At 64.7% G+C, this 13,526-nt stretch carries 12 protein-coding genes; 9 read left to right on the top strand and 3 right to left on the bottom strand.

What is annotated here, in order from left to right; translation table 11 throughout:
* Positions 1-13: 13 nt before the first annotated feature.
* Positions 14-841 (bottom strand): Coq4 family protein, encoded by an 828-nt coding sequence (locus NDB2M1_RS05575; protein WP_253185781.1) that lies wholly within the window; start codon positions 839-841, stop codon positions 14-16.
* A gap of 59 nt (positions 842-900) precedes the next feature.
* On the bottom strand, positions 901-1,809 hold the full coding sequence (serB, locus tag NDB2M1_RS05570; RefSeq protein ID WP_072380353.1) for a phosphoserine phosphatase SerB: 909 nt from the start codon (positions 1,807-1,809) through the stop codon (positions 901-903).
* Here serB and miaA point away from each other — a divergent pair.
* The 6 genes from miaA (at position 1,802) to NDB2M1_RS05540 (ending at position 7,764) form a co-directional block, all read left to right on the top strand.
* Positions 1,802-2,749: a tRNA (adenosine(37)-N6)-dimethylallyltransferase MiaA gene (gene miaA / locus NDB2M1_RS05565; protein WP_072380351.1), complete on the top strand. Its 948-nt coding sequence runs from the start codon at positions 1,802-1,804 to the stop codon at positions 2,747-2,749. The genes serB and miaA overlap by 8 nt on opposite strands.
* Positions 2,750-3,004: 255 nt before the next feature.
* Complete coding sequence (locus NDB2M1_RS05560) at positions 3,005-4,753, top strand: acetolactate synthase 3 large subunit (RefSeq protein WP_072380349.1); 1,749 nt, start codon at positions 3,005-3,007, stop codon at positions 4,751-4,753.
* A 118-nt stretch (positions 4,754-4,871) separates the two neighbouring features.
* Positions 4,872-5,393, top strand: a complete 522-nt coding sequence (gene ilvN, locus NDB2M1_RS05555; RefSeq protein ID WP_072380347.1) for an acetolactate synthase small subunit — start codon at positions 4,872-4,874, stop codon at positions 5,391-5,393.
* Between the two features lie 198 nt (positions 5,394-5,591).
* Positions 5,592-6,611 carry a ketol-acid reductoisomerase gene (gene ilvC / locus NDB2M1_RS05550; protein ID WP_072380345.1) on the top strand — a complete coding sequence of 340 codons (1,020 nt, stop codon included), beginning with the start codon at positions 5,592-5,594 and terminating at the stop codon, positions 6,609-6,611.
* Between the two features lie 129 nt (positions 6,612-6,740).
* On the top strand, positions 6,741-7,040 hold the full coding sequence (locus tag NDB2M1_RS05545) for an I78 family peptidase inhibitor (protein WP_054120564.1): 300 nt from the start codon (positions 6,741-6,743) through the stop codon (positions 7,038-7,040).
* A 70-nt stretch (positions 7,041-7,110) separates the two neighbouring features.
* Positions 7,111-7,764: a YceI family protein gene (locus NDB2M1_RS05540; RefSeq protein WP_072380343.1), complete on the top strand. Its 654-nt coding sequence runs from the start codon at positions 7,111-7,113 to the stop codon at positions 7,762-7,764.
* 73 nt (positions 7,765-7,837) lie between these two features.
* Here the strand turns inward: NDB2M1_RS05540 and NDB2M1_RS05535 are convergent, their stop codons facing one another.
* Positions 7,838-8,977 (bottom strand): epoxide hydrolase family protein, encoded by a 1,140-nt coding sequence (locus NDB2M1_RS05535; protein ID WP_072380341.1) that lies wholly within the window; start codon positions 8,975-8,977, stop codon positions 7,838-7,840.
* Between the two features lie 195 nt (positions 8,978-9,172).
* On the opposite strand from NDB2M1_RS05535, the gene leuA reads away from it, so the two are divergent.
* From leuA to NDB2M1_RS05520, 3 genes are all read left to right on the top strand, one after another.
* Positions 9,173-10,843: a 2-isopropylmalate synthase gene (leuA, locus tag NDB2M1_RS05530; RefSeq protein ID WP_072380339.1), complete on the top strand. Its 1,671-nt coding sequence runs from the start codon at positions 9,173-9,175 to the stop codon at positions 10,841-10,843.
* A gap of 349 nt (positions 10,844-11,192) precedes the next feature.
* The gene (locus NDB2M1_RS05525) at positions 11,193-12,782 is read left to right on the top strand and encodes a SulP family inorganic anion transporter (RefSeq protein ID WP_072380337.1); all 1,590 of its coding nucleotides are present in this window, start codon (positions 11,193-11,195) and stop codon (positions 12,780-12,782) included.
* Positions 12,783-12,809: 27 nt separating this feature from the next.
* A complete protein-coding gene (locus tag NDB2M1_RS05520) occupies positions 12,810-13,448 on the top strand; it encodes a carbonic anhydrase (RefSeq protein WP_072380336.1) in 639 nt (212 codons plus the stop codon).
* The last annotated feature ends 78 nt before the right edge of the window (positions 13,449-13,526 follow it).

The raw sequence follows: 13,526 nt of genomic DNA, 5'->3' as shown, positions 1-13,526 counted from the left end.
GGAGGGGTAAAGACTAAGCCGCCTTCTGCTTCCCCAGCAGATCATAGGGATCGACATCCATCGACCGCCACACCGCATGCGCCGCGCGGTAATGCATCGCAGGCGTGATGTTCAGGCGGCGGCGCACTTCCTGCAGCGGCAGCGGCAGGAGTTCGGTGATCGACTGCTCGACCAGCCGCGGGCAGGCCTTGCCCAGCCCCTGCGCTTCGCGGATCGCGCGCAGCACCGGGGCGCTGCTCTTGACCTGCTTGCCGATATTGAGCCCGGCCATGTAGCCGATGAACAGGTGCGCCGGCGAAGGCTGCTGGCTGTAGGTGAACGCCAGCACGCAGGCCTCGCCCAGCGCGTCGCGGCCATAGCCGGTGAGAACATGAAGCATATCATGCACATCGCGCATGCGGTTCATGTACCACTGGAACTGGTCGTTGTACTTCGGCTTGTCCTTGGCGAAGCGCTGGAACTCCTCGACGAGCCCCGCCGCCGTCAGCCCCTCGCTCTCCATGAAGTCGCAGTACGCATGCGCCAGCGACCCTTCCGGCATGCGGCGCAGCGCGGCATGATCATCGAGGATCGTCGGCAGATCGGGTTCCTTGACCCGCACATCCATGCCGCGCTCCGACGTCAGGAACCGCTCGCCCGCCTTGCGCAGATCGCGCCACGGCAAAGCTTCGAAGATGCGGAACACTTCTTCGGTGTTTTCCTTGTCCTTCAGCAGCTCGCGGAAGTGATGCATCGCCTTGGCCGGACGCAGCTTCAGCTGCGGGCGCCGTTCGTCGTAGAGCGGCAGACCGAGAAAATCGCGCGAGGTATCGGCTTCAAACGTGGCGCTAAGGGCGTTCACACGGCATCTCCGGCAGAATCAGATCCTGCCCTCGTACTAACACCAGTGTTAATATCGCGTCAAGCGGCCACCCAGTGCTCCCGCGCGATGCCATAGAGCGACAGGATCGCGGTCAGGTCGCCCCGCTCGATCCACCCGTCCGCCGCCGCGCGCGCCTTGGGCTTGGCGCGATAGGCGATGCCGTGGGTCGCGGCTTCCAGCATCGGAATATCATTCGCGCCGTCGCCGGTCGCCAGCGAACCTGCCCCCTCGCCCAGCCGCGCCGCTTCCTCGATCAGCACCTTGCGCTTCACCGAACTGTCGACGATCCCGCCGACGACATCGCCTGTCAGCACACCGCCGTGCACGCCAAGCCGGTTCGCCACCACATGCTCGAAGCCCAATTGCTCCGCCACCGGATCGGCAAAGGCGTGGAAACCGCCCGTCACCAGCACCGTCTTCGCACCACGCGCCTTCAAGGTCGCCACCAATGTCCGCGCGCCATCCATCGGCCGGATGCGCTCGTCCAGACACTGCTTGATCGCACTTTCCGAAAGCCCCTTCAGCAGCCCCACGCGTTCGCGCAGCGCAGCCTCGAAATCGAGCTCGCCGCGCATCGCGCGCTCGGTGATCGCCGCGATCCGCTCCTTCAGCCCCGCAAAATCGGCCAGCTCGTCGATGCATTCCTGCCCGATCATCGTCGAATCCATGTCCGACACAAACAGGCGCGGCACCTCGATCGGCACGCGTGACAGCAGCATGTCGCTCGCCGGAAAGCCCTCGTCCAGAATGCGCCGCACCGCGCCCACGTCAGGCGCTTTCGCTTCCTCGATCAGCTCCATTTCGAGCACATCATCGACTTCGGACAGCATCCCCGCGCCGGCCACTTCCCATCCCGCGTCCTCGATCTGCTCCATGGCGAGCGCAAGCCGATCACCTAATGTGTCACCAAGCGTCTCGGGCTCTGCTATCAGCCGTGCGATGAGCACCGATCATTCCCCTAGTCAGGCGGGCCAATTGCCGCCGCTCGCGCTCATTGCAGGCCCCACCGCCAGCGGCAAGAGCGATCTCGCCGTCCGTACCGCGCTCGCGGCCGGCAAGGCGGTGGTGATCAACGCCGACAGCGCGCAAGTCTACGCCGACCTCGCCGTCCTCAGCGCCCGCCCCACCGAGGCGGACATGCAGGGCGTCCCCCACCGCCTGTTCGGCACATGGGACGGCGCCGAGGCCTGCTCCGCCGCCGACTGGGCCGCCGCCGCCCGCGCCGAAATCGCCGCCGCGCATGAGCAAGGCGCGCTTCCCGTTCTCGTCGGCGGCACAGGCCTCTATATCCGTACGTTGCTCGAGGGCATCGCCCCTGTGCCCCCCATCGATCCCGCCATCCGCGCCGAAGTCCGCGCGCTCCCCGTCGCCGAGGCCTACGCCGCCCTCACCCGCGAAGACCCCGCCCGCGCCGCCGCGCTCGGCCCAAACGACACCACCCGCGTCGCCCGCGCGCTCGAAGTGATCCGCTCCACCGGCCGCCCGCTCGCGGCATGGCAAGAGGAGCGCACCGGCGGCATCGGCCACACTGTCAGCTTGCACCCCCTCGTCCTCATGCCCGAGCGCGCATGGCTCTACGAGCGCTGCGACCGCCGCTTCGCGCAGATGTGGCACGGCGGCGCGGTCGCCGAAGTCGAGGCGCTCCTCGCTCGCCGGCTCGACCCCGATCTCCCCGTCATGCGCGCCATCGGCGTGGCCGAAGTCACTGATTTCCTTGCCGGCACCTGCACCGAACCCGAAGCCATCACCGCCGGAAGCCAGGCCACCCGCCGCTACGCCAAGCGCCAATACACGTGGCTGCGCCACCAGCCGCCCGCCGATTGGCCGCGCATTATGATGGAAAATTCCCCTTCGGACAGTCTGATTGAAGCATTATTACGCGATTAGCGGTTGACACGGCATTTTATGTCGCCTACCGCAACGTCACCGCAGGGTACGGATTCCAGTCCCACCCGCGGCGTCTATGGCCCGGTGCAGTCTGGATCTGCCCCGGGCCGCATTTTTTGTAAGGCTGGGCGGGAATCGCCCATTCTTCGGCGGTTTTTGGTTTGAAGGTTCGCGGCGGCGCGGCTAACGCGCCCCATCGCAGCGGCATCGGGACAAGGTCCAGAAGGATACACCGGGCCGGAAAGGGAACGACACGTGAAGAACGAGCGCAGCGGCGCGGAAATCCTGGTCGAAAGCCTGGTCGCACAGGGAGTCGAATGCGTGTTCGGCTATCCCGGCGGCGCGGTGCTGCCGATTTACGATGCCCTGTTCGGCGATGAACGCATCCGCCACATCCTCGTGCGCCACGAAGCCGGCGCGGCCCACGCCGCCGAAGGCTATGCCCGCGCCACCGGCAAGCCCGGCGTCGTGCTCGTCACCTCGGGCCCCGGCGCGACCAATGCCGTCACCGGCATTGCCGATGCCTTCATGGATTCGATCCCGCTCGTCGTCCTCACCGGGCAGGTGCCCACCGCGCTGATCGGCTCGGACGCGTTCCAGGAATGCGACACGGTCGGCATCACGCGCCACTGCACCAAGCACAACTACCTCGTGAAGGACCCGGCGCAGCTGGGCGAAGTCGTCGAGGAAGCCTTCCGCATCGCCACCGAGGGCCGCCCCGGCCCGGTCGTGATCGACATTCCCAAGGACGTCCAGATCGGCCTCGCGCCGTGGACCGGCAAGCCCGCCCGCACCCGCACGCGCTACAATCCGCAGATCGAAGGTTCGCGTGAGGATATCGCGCAGGCCGTGCAGATGATCGCCGCCGCGCAGGCGCCGATCTTCTACACCGGCGGCGGCGTGATCAACTCCGGCCCCGAGGCGACCGCGCTGCTGCGCGAGCTTCAGGCCCTCACCGGCGCGCCCGTCACCTCCACGCTGATGGGCCTCGGCGCCTTCCCGGCGGACCATCCGGCGTGGCTTGGCATGCTCGGCATGCACGGCACCTATGAAGCCAACATGGCGATGAACCGCGCCGACCTGATCGTCGCCATCGGCGCCCGCTTCGATGACCGCGTCACCGGCCGCCTCGATGCTTTCTCGCCGCATTCCAAGCGCATCCACATCGATATCGACCGCGCCTCGATCAACAAGACCGTGCGCGCCGATCTGCCCATCGTCGGCGATTGCGCCCACGTCCTGCGCCAGCTGATCGCCGCATGGCACGAAGCGAAGCACGAAGCAGCCGAGCTCGGCGAATGGTTTGCCCGCATCGATGGCTGGCGCGCCCGCCAGTCCCTCGCCTACCCGCACCGCAAGGAAGCCATCATGCCGCAATATGCGGTGGAGCGGCTTTACGAGCTGACCCGCAAGCACGATCCGATCATCACCACCGAAGTCGGCCAGCACCAGATGTGGGCGGCGCAGTACTTCCACTTTGCCGGCCCCAACAAGTGGCTCACCTCCGGCGGCCTCGGCACGATGGGCTATGGCCTGCCCGCCGCGATCGGCGCGCAGGTCGGCTTCCCCGACGCGCTCGTCATCGACATCGCGGGCGATGCCTCGATCCAGATGAACATCCAGGAACTCGGCACCGCGACGCAGTACCGCCTGCCGGTCAAGATCTTCGTTTTGAACAACGAATGGATGGGCATGGTCCGCCAGTGGCAGGAACTGACTTACGAGAGCCGCTATTCGAACTCCTACTCGGACAGCCTGCCCGATTTCGTGAAGCTCGCCGAGGCTTACGGCTGGAAGGGCATCCGCATCACCGACGAGAGCGAGCTCGACGCCGGCATCCAGGCGATGATCGACCATCCGGGCCCGGTCTTCGTCGATTGCCTCGTCGCCAAGGAAGTGAACTGCTTCCCGATGATCCCGTCAGGCGCCGCGCATACCGACATGATCCTCTACGGCGACAGCGTTGCCGGCACGATGGACGACGCCGCCAAGGCGCTGGTGTGATCCCTTCCGATGCTTACCCTTTCCCCCCTCCCGTTCGTGTCGAGCGAAGTCGAGACACCAAACGCCGCGCCCGGTGTCTCGACTTCGCTCGACACGAACGGGACTTGGATTGTTTCCCATGACTGCTGAAACCCTCATCGCCGCCGCCGAGCGCCACGTCCTCACCATCACCGTCGACAACGAGGCGGGCATTCTCGCCAAGATCGCCGGCCTGTTCACCGCGCGCGGCTACAATATCGACAGCCTGACCGTGGCCGACATCACCGATGGCCACGATGTCAGCCGCATCACCATCGTCACCCACGGCCCGCCCGAGGTGATCGACCAGATCCGCGCGCAGCTCGAACGCCTCGTGCCCGTCCACAAGGTCGTCGATCTCACCGAAGTCGGCCCTTACGTCGAGCGCGAGCTGGCGCTCATCAAGGTCGCCGGCAAGGGCGAGAACCGCGTCGAGGCGCTGCGCCTTGCCGACGTGTTCCGCGCCAAGGTCGTCGATACGACAACCGCCAGCTTCGTCTTCGAACTGACCGGCGCGCCCGAAAAGATCGACAGCTTCGTCAGCCTGATGAAGGAACTCGGGCTCGTCGAGGTTGGCCGCACCGGCATCGTCGGCATGATCCGCGGTGCGGAAGCTGCCTAGGGCGGGAGTGTAAACCGGGAGCATGCCTTTCTGATCCATCCCAATCACCCCGCTCATGCTGAGCTTGTCGAAGCATCACAGCGCAGCGCGTGCGGCAACACCCTTCGACAAGCTCAGGGTGAGCGAAGGTGGATCACAATTCAAATGCGACGACTTCAAAAATACTTCCTTTCAACGACATAGAGAACGGAACTGAGAATGAAGGTCTATTACGACGCCGATTGCGATCTGAACCTCATCAAGGACAAGAAGATCGCCGTCCTCGGCTATGGCTCGCAGGGCCACGCCCATGCGCAGAACCTGCGTGACTCTGGCGTCAAGGAAGTCGCCATTGCCCTCCGCGCCGGTTCGGCCACCGCCAAGAAGGCCGAAGCCGCCGGCTTCAAGGTGCTTGCCAACGCCGAAGCCGCCGCCTGGGCCGACATCCTCATGATCCTCGCGCCCGACGAGCACCAGGCCGCGATCTATGCCGAGGACATCCACGCCAACCTCAAGCCCGGCGCCGCGCTTGCCTTCGCCCACGGCCTCAACGTCCACTTCGGCCTGATCGAGCCGCGCGCCGATATCGACGTGATCATGGTCGCGCCCAAGGGCCCGGGCCACACCGTCCGCAGCGAATACGTGCGCGGCGGCGGCGTGCCCTGCCTCATCGCCGTCCATCAGGACGCGACCGGCAACGCGCATGACGTCGGCCTCGCTTATGCGAGCGGCGTCGGCGGCGGCCGTTCGGGCATCATCGAGACGAACTTCAAGGAAGAGTGCGAGACCGACCTGTTCGGCGAGCAGGCCGTGCTCTGCGGCGGTATCACCCACCTGATCCAGGCCGGGTTCGAAACGCTGGTCGAAGCGGGCTACGCGCCGGAAATGGCCTATTTCGAGTGCCTCCACGAGACCAAGCTGATCGTCGACCTGCTCTATGAAGGCGGCATCGCCAACATGCGCTACTCGATCTCGAACACCGCCGAATACGGCGACATCAAGACCGGCCCGCGCATCATCACCGACGAGACGAAGGCCGAAATGAAGCGCGTCCTCGCCGACATCCAGTCGGGCCGCTTCGTCAAGGACTTCGTGCTCGACAACCGCGCCGGTCAGCCCGAACTCAAGGCAAGCCGCAAGGCCGCGGCCGCGCACCCGATCGAGAAGACCGGTGCCCAGCTGCGCGCGATGATGCCGTGGATCGGCGCCAACAAGCTGGTCGACAAGTCGAAGAACTGATCCTTCGCGCGAAGGGCGGGTGCAAGCCGCGCCCGCCCTTCGACGAACGACCGACGGCAACCGCCGACCGGCATTGTGGATTTACCGGAGTCCCGATACCTCCAGTTTCGAAGTATCGGGGTAATTACAATGACATCGTTCCGGCCCTGCGCAGCAGCGCTGGCGTCCCTGATGCTGGGCGCCCTGCCCTCGGGGCCGCTGCAGGCCCAGGCCGCCGCCCCTGCCGATACTTGCAGCCTCACCCTCACCGCGCGCTTCGTCGGCGCCCGCGCCGTGCCCCAGGTGCGCGGCACGGTCCATCAGGTCGCCCGCCCCCATCCGGTGCGCTGGATCGCCCCCGGGCAGGCCATCACGCTCGATCAGAACCCAGAGCGGCTCAACGTCATCGTCGACGAGACCGGGCGGATAGCGGTTATGCGTTGCGGCTGATCGAGACGCGCTTGCCATGCGCCCGCCGCCTGTGGCAGCCCTTGGCTCTCTTCCCCACGGAGACCGTTCGATGATCCGCTTCCCCCGTGCCGCCAAGATCGCCCTGCCGCTCGCGCTTGTCGCGCTCGCCGCGCCGTCGCTGTCGCAAATGCCCAGCACGCCCCCCGGCGCGCCCGACAAGTCGCGCGTCACCGCCGGCAACTACACCGTCGATGGCACTCATTCGATGATCGCCTGGCGGGTCAACCACTTGGGATTCAACGATTACTTCGGCCTGTTTGGTGAACTCGGCGGCTCGATGACGTTCGACCCCGCCAATGTCGCCGCCACCAAGCTCATCGCGACAATCCCCGTCTCGAAGGTCGTCACCGTCAATCAGGCCCTCACCGGACACCTGCTCAAGCCCGGTGCAGACGGCGCCAAGCCCGACTTCTTCGGCCCCAACGCCGCCGATGCCGTGTTCACCTCGACCAAGGTGATCCCCGGCGCCGACGGCATGAGCGCCACGGTCGAAGGCAACCTCACCCTCAACGGCGTGACCAAGCCCGCCACTTTCACCGCCCAGTTCGTCGGCGCGGGCGTCAATTTCTTCAACAAGGCGCAGACCATCGGCTTCCACGGCCAGTCCACCATCAAGCGCAGCGAATTCGGCCTCGGCTTCTTCGCCCCGCTGGTCGCCGATGAAGTGAAGCTCGACATCACCATCGACTTCGAAAAGAAGTAACCTCTGCGCGCACACGACAGGCCCCTCCCCCCCTGAGCTTGTCGAAGGGGCGGGGGAAGCTGGGTGGGGGCAGCTACCGCATCAGCCCAAACGCCGTCCGCAGCTCTCCCACGAAAGCTGCGGGCTGCTCCCACGCCGCGAAGTGCCCGCCCTTCTCCATTTCGCCCCAGTGGACGATGTTCGCGCAGTGCCGCTCCATCCATGATCGCGGCGTGGGCAGGATTTCCTTGGGAAAGGCGCTCACCGCCACGGGAAGCGTGATCTTCTCGATTCCGCCATCGCCAAAGCTCTCCCAATAGAGCCTTGCCGAAGAGGCCCCCGCCGCCGGCAGCCAGTACAGCATGATGTTGTCGAGCATTGCGTCCCGGCTCAGCGCGCTTTCGGGCATGCCTTCGTTGTCGGTCCACGCCCACATCTTCTCGTAGATCCACCCCGCCAGCCCCACGGGCGAATCGACAAGCGAATAGCCGATCGTCTGCGGCCGGGTGGATTGCTCCTTGGAATAGCCCGAATCCCAATCCTGGTAATGCTTGAGCGCCCCCAGCGCCTTGAGTTCGTCGGCCGAAGGATTGGCGAGGTCTTCGGGGCGTGGGCGAGCCATCGGCATGTTGAGGTGGATGCCGGCGCAGCCCTGCGGCATCTGCATGCCGATATGCGTCGTCACGATGGAGCCCCAGTCGCCCCCTTGCGCAAACCACCTCTCATAGCCCAGCCGCGCCATCAGCACGCCCCACGCCTGCGCGATCTTTTCAACGCCCCAGCCATTGCGCTCCGGCTTGCCCGAAAGGCCGAACCCCGGCAGGCACGGGATCACCAGATGGAAGGCATCCGCCGCGCTGCCCCCATGCGCTTCCGGATCGGTCAGCGCCTCGATCACGCCGCGAAACTCGAGCACCGATCCCGGCCACCCATGCGTCATGATCAGCGGCGCCGCGCCCTCATGCTTCGAGCGTAGATGCAGGAACCGGATCGCCACCCCGTCGATCGTCGTGGTCCACAGGCCCAGCCCATTCAGCCAGTCCTCGCACTTCCTCCAGTCGTACTCATGCCGCCAATAGCGCACGAAGTCCTGCAAGGCCGCCAGCGGCACACCCTGCGTCCAATCGTCCACCGCTTCCTTCTCGGGCCAGCGCGCCAGATCGATCCTTGCGTTCAGATCATCCAGCGCTGCCTGCGGCACGCGGTATTCAAACGGCTCGACGGCTTCAGACATACAGCTCTCCCTTGCTTTCATTCTGGACAAGCGCGGTCGCTTTCACCATAGGCTAAAGTCATGATCGCCGCTCTGGACCTTACCCTGCGACTTATCCGCCCTTGGGCGTGACGGGAGGCGGCCGCGCGGCGCGCCCCTAGCGCCCAAGGGTCACACTGCCATCAAGTCGCAATTTCCAGATCCGAAAGCCATCCCATGTCCATGTTCAAGAATCCCTCGGTCAAGTACCGCCCCTTCCCGCAGGTCCCGCTGGAAAACCGCCAGTGGCCCGGCCGCACGATCACCCACGCGCCGCGCTGGCTCTCCACCGACATGCGCGATGGCAACCAGTCGCTGATCGATCCGATGGACGCCGAAAAGAAGGCCCGCTTCTTCGATCTGCTCGTCCGCCTCGGCCTCAAGGAAATCGAAGTCGGCTTCCCCAGCGCCGGCGCCACCGAATATGATTTCATCCGCGGCCTCGTCGATCAGGGCAAGATCCCGGACGACGTCTTCGTGCAGGTCCTCACCCAATCGCGCGAGGATCTGATCAAGACCTCGTTCGAAAGCCTCGCCGGCGCGAAGCAGGCGATTGTCCATGTCTACAACGCGGTCTCGCCGCTGTGGCGCAAGGTCGTGTTCGGCATGGAACCCGCCGAAATCAAGGACATCGCCCGTGCCGGCGCCACGTTCCTGCGCGATCAGGCCGCCCGCTTCCCGCAGACGGACTGGCATTTCGAATATAGCCCGGAGACCTTCTCCACCGCCGAACTCGATTTCAGCATCGAATGCTGCGAGGCGGTGATGGAAATCCTCCAGCCGACCACCGACAAGCCGATCATCCTCAACCTCCCCGCCACGGTCGAGGCGGCAACGCCCAACATCTACGCCGACCAGATCGAATACTTCTGCCGCAACCTGCCGAACCGCGACCGCGCGGTGATCTCGCTGCACACCCACAACGACCGCGGCACCGGCGTCGCCGCCGCCGAGCTCGGCCTGATGGCGGGTGCCGACCGCATCGAGGGCTGCCTGTTCGGCAATGGCGAGCGCACCGGCAATTGCTGCCTCGTCACCGTCGCGCTCAACATGTACACGCAGGGCGTCGATCCGGGCCTCGATTTCTCGGACATCGACGAAGTCATCCAGACGGTCGAATACTGCAACCAGCTCCCCGTCCACCCCCGTCACCCCTATGGCGGCGAACTCGTGTTCACCGCCTTTTCCGGCAGCCACCAGGACGCGATCAAGAAGGGTTTTGCCGCGCGGGAAACGCAGAACGACGAGCTCTGGGCCGTCCCCTACCTCCCCATCGACCCCGCCGATCTCGGCCGCAGCTACGAAGCGGTCATCCGCGTCAATTCGCAGTCCGGCAAGGGCGGCTTCGCCTGGGTGCTGGAACAGGATCAGGGCCTCAAGCTGCCCAAGAAGATGCAGGCGCACTTCTCGCGCCACGTGCAGGAACTCGCCGATGACCTCGGCCGCGAACTCCACGCCGGGGATATCTGGGCCGTGTTCCAGAAGACCTACCACCTCGGCGAAGAGCAGCGCTTCACGCTCGTCGACTACGAGGAAGCCCGCGCGCCCGACGGCACCCGTGTCTTCGCCGGCAAGATCGCCGTCGATGGCGAAGTCCGCTCGGTCTCCGGCCGCGGCAACGGCCTGATCTCCTCGGTCGTCGCCACCTTGAAGGACGGCTTCGGCATCAGCATCGACGTGCGCGACTACGCCGAACACGCCCTTGGGGCCGGCAGCGACGCCCGCGCCGCCGCCTACGTCGAATGCACCGGCCCCGATGGCAAAGTCATCTGGGGCGTCGGCATCGACGAAGACGTCGCCACCGCAAGCGTGCGCGCGATCCTGAGCGCGGCGAACGCAGCGGGCTGAGGCGGGCAAGGGCCACCACCCCTCCCATCCGCACGAACAGATCGCAACCATCCCTCGGGGCGCTGAACCAGTGCTGCTGCGCCAAGCGCCGGGGGGTTGGCGCGTGTGCCACTGGCATAGCCAACATTCGGTAACCGGCTCGCAAGATCCGGAAACAATTTGTCGTTTGATTGCTGTGGGATGGACTTGTAACCATCGCGTCATCGGGTCGATCCCAAAAGAAAACTATCCAATGACAAGGTGTTTGGGCCGAGAGTGACACCGACATTGCAAGAACAGGCTCTTGCTGCCGAGTGTTGCGGCTCGCGGTGATTTAGGTGTTCATTTCGGTCAAGGTGATGGATCTGCTATGACGGAAACACCGAAGGGCGGCGCATTCCTTGCCAGCTGGCGCGCGGATTTGCCCGCTTCGATCGTGGTCTCGCTCGTTGCGTTGCCGCTGTGCCTTGGCGTTGCACTCGCGTCGGGAGCGCCATTGTTTGCCGGTCTCGTCGCCGGAATTGTCGGCGGTATCGTTGTTGGTCTGCTCAGCCGTTCGCCACTCTCGGTGAGCGGCCCCGCTGCAGGTCTGACGGCAATCGTGCTCGCTGCCATCGAAGGCCTTTCCAGCTATGAGGCGTTCCTCCTTGCGGTTTGCATCGCCGGGATCATCCAGATCGGCTTTTCCTTTCTGCGCGCTGGCGTTCTCGCGGAGTTCGTGCCTTCGTCGGTCATCACCGGCATGCTCGCCGCGATTGGCCTGATCCTTATCCTCAAGCAATTGCCGCACGCCATCGGCTACGATGGCGATCCGATCGGTGACTTCGCCTTCGGGCAGCGCGACGGTGGCAACACGATTTCCGCAGTCGTCGCGATGTTGCGAGACGACATCCAGTGGGGCGCCGTTATCGTGGCAGGGGTCAGCCTGGCGTTCCTGTTCTGGTGGGACAAGGCGCGACCAAAGGAAGGGCCTTTGCGCTTCGTACCTGGCCCGCTCGTCGTGGTGGCGTTCGGCGTGACAGCCAATCTGCTGTTCCAGAATTTCGCGCCCGCGCTTGCCATTGCGAAGACCCACCTTGTCGCAGTCCCTGTGCCGGCGACAGCTGCTGCCTATGCAGAGCTCCTGCGCCTGCCGGACTTCACCGCTATCGTGAACGGTAAAGTGTGGATTGCGGCAGCAACCATAGCGATCGTCGCCAGCCTGGAATCGCTGCTGAGTGTCAAGGCCGTCGATGAACTCGATCCCCAGCGCCGGGTGACGGACAAGAACCGCGAATTGCTGGCGCAAGGCTGTGGCAATTTCGTGTCGGGCTTCCTTGGAGGCATTCCGGTCACGTCGGTCATCGTGCGCAGCTCCGCCAATGTGGATGCCGGCGCAAAGTCGCAGCTTTCGACCATTCTGCATGCCGTCTGGCTGCTCGCCAGCGTGCTGCTGATCCCATCGGTGCTGAACCTCATTCCGCTTTCGGCCCTGGCGGCGGTCCTGATCGCCACCGGCTGGAAACTCGCCAAGCCAAGCCTGTTCATTGAACGGTACGGACAAGGACTTACCCAGTTCATTCCCTTTGTCGCCACGGTGGTTGCGATCCTTTTCACCGATCTGCTGATCGGCATAGCAATCGGCATCGCAATCGGACTGGGCTTCGTGATCTGGCGCAACATCCAGAACGCCGTGACCGTCATCCACCATGGGGACGATGTGATGGTCCGTGCGCGGCGGAACCTCTACTTCGTTCACAAGGCGCAATTGCAGGAAGCACTTGCCGCGATCCCGGACGGCAAGACCGTTCTCATCGACCTGTCTGCGACCAATTATGTCGATCTCGACAATGTCGATATCATCAACGCTTTCGCCAAAGCTGCACCCTATCGTTCGCTGCGGGTCATCATCAAGGGTGACCCGCGTGGAGAAACCGCCCACCGCATCAAGGCCCCGCTGACACGCGCCCGCGCCACCTGAGCCGGGCAGACATCAGGAATTCGACCCATGCAGGAAATACCGCAGCTCTTGCTTCACAATCGAGCCTGGGCAGCCGAACAGCTTGAGGAGGATCCCGAGTTCTTCAAGCGTCGTCTGGATGGCCAGAAACCGGCGTTTCTGTGGATCGGCTGTTCCGACAGCCGTGTCCAGCCTGATCACTTCACGCAGGCAGCACCGGGCGGGCTGTTTGTCCATCGCAACATTGCCAATCTTGTGCGCCACGATGACGCGAACCTTATGGCTGTGCTCGATTTCGCGGTAATGACGCTTGGCGTGAACGAAATCGTGATCTGCGGTCATTACGCATGCGGCGGTATTGCAGCTTCGCTCGGCAAGCTCCCCGACAGCCCGGTCGGCCACTGGCTTGAGCATGTCGTCGATGTCCTCGATGCGCACCGCGCGGCGGTCGAATGCATCCACGACCCCGATGAGCGGGTCAATCGACTTGTAGAGATCAACGTTCGCGACCAGCTTCTGCACCTCGCGAAGACAGCCACGGTGCAGGCGGCGTTCGCATCAGGTAGACCACTCAAGCTGCATGGATGGGTCTATGACCTGCGCGACGGGCTGATCAAGCCGCTCCTCGATATCGACAGCTCGACGAAGCTGGACGAGGTTGGAGCACCGGAGCGCGTGCTGGTCTAGCCTGCGCAAACTGCGCAGCGGCGGCGGGCTTCGCACTCGGCCGCTTCCGGAGAGCCTTCGCCCCCTTTCCCTTTCCCC

Source organism: Novosphingobium sp. NDB2Meth1, assembly GCF_900117425.1.
Classification (GTDB): domain Bacteria; phylum Pseudomonadota; class Alphaproteobacteria; order Sphingomonadales; family Sphingomonadaceae; genus Novosphingobium.
Note: the sequence above shows the minus strand (reverse complement) of the source record. Positions and strands in the feature narration are given on the sequence as shown.

Bases quoted from the DNA above. Each gene is read 5' to 3' on its own strand.
- miaA (WP_072380351.1), top strand. From the start codon at position 1,802: ATGAGCACCGATCATTCCCCTAGTCAGGCGGGCCAATTGCCGCCGCTC.
- ilvN (WP_072380347.1), top strand. From the start codon at position 4,872: ATGACTGCTGAAACCCTCATCGCCGCCGCCGAGCGCCACGTCCTCACC.
- ilvC (WP_072380345.1), top strand. From the start codon at position 5,592: ATGAAGGTCTATTACGACGCCGATTGCGATCTGAACCTCATCAAGGAC.
- NDB2M1_RS05545 (WP_054120564.1), top strand. From the start codon at position 6,741: ATGACATCGTTCCGGCCCTGCGCAGCAGCGCTGGCGTCCCTGATGCTG.
- NDB2M1_RS05540 (WP_072380343.1), top strand. From the start codon at position 7,111: ATGATCCGCTTCCCCCGTGCCGCCAAGATCGCCCTGCCGCTCGCGCTT.
- NDB2M1_RS05535 (WP_072380341.1), bottom strand. From the start codon at position 8,977: ATGTCTGAAGCCGTCGAGCCGTTTGAATACCGCGTGCCGCAGGCAGCG.
- leuA (WP_072380339.1), top strand. From the start codon at position 9,173: ATGTCCATGTTCAAGAATCCCTCGGTCAAGTACCGCCCCTTCCCGCAG.
- NDB2M1_RS05525 (WP_072380337.1), top strand. From the start codon at position 11,193: ATGACGGAAACACCGAAGGGCGGCGCATTCCTTGCCAGCTGGCGCGCG.
- NDB2M1_RS05520 (WP_072380336.1), top strand. From the start codon at position 12,810: ATGCAGGAAATACCGCAGCTCTTGCTTCACAATCGAGCCTGGGCAGCC.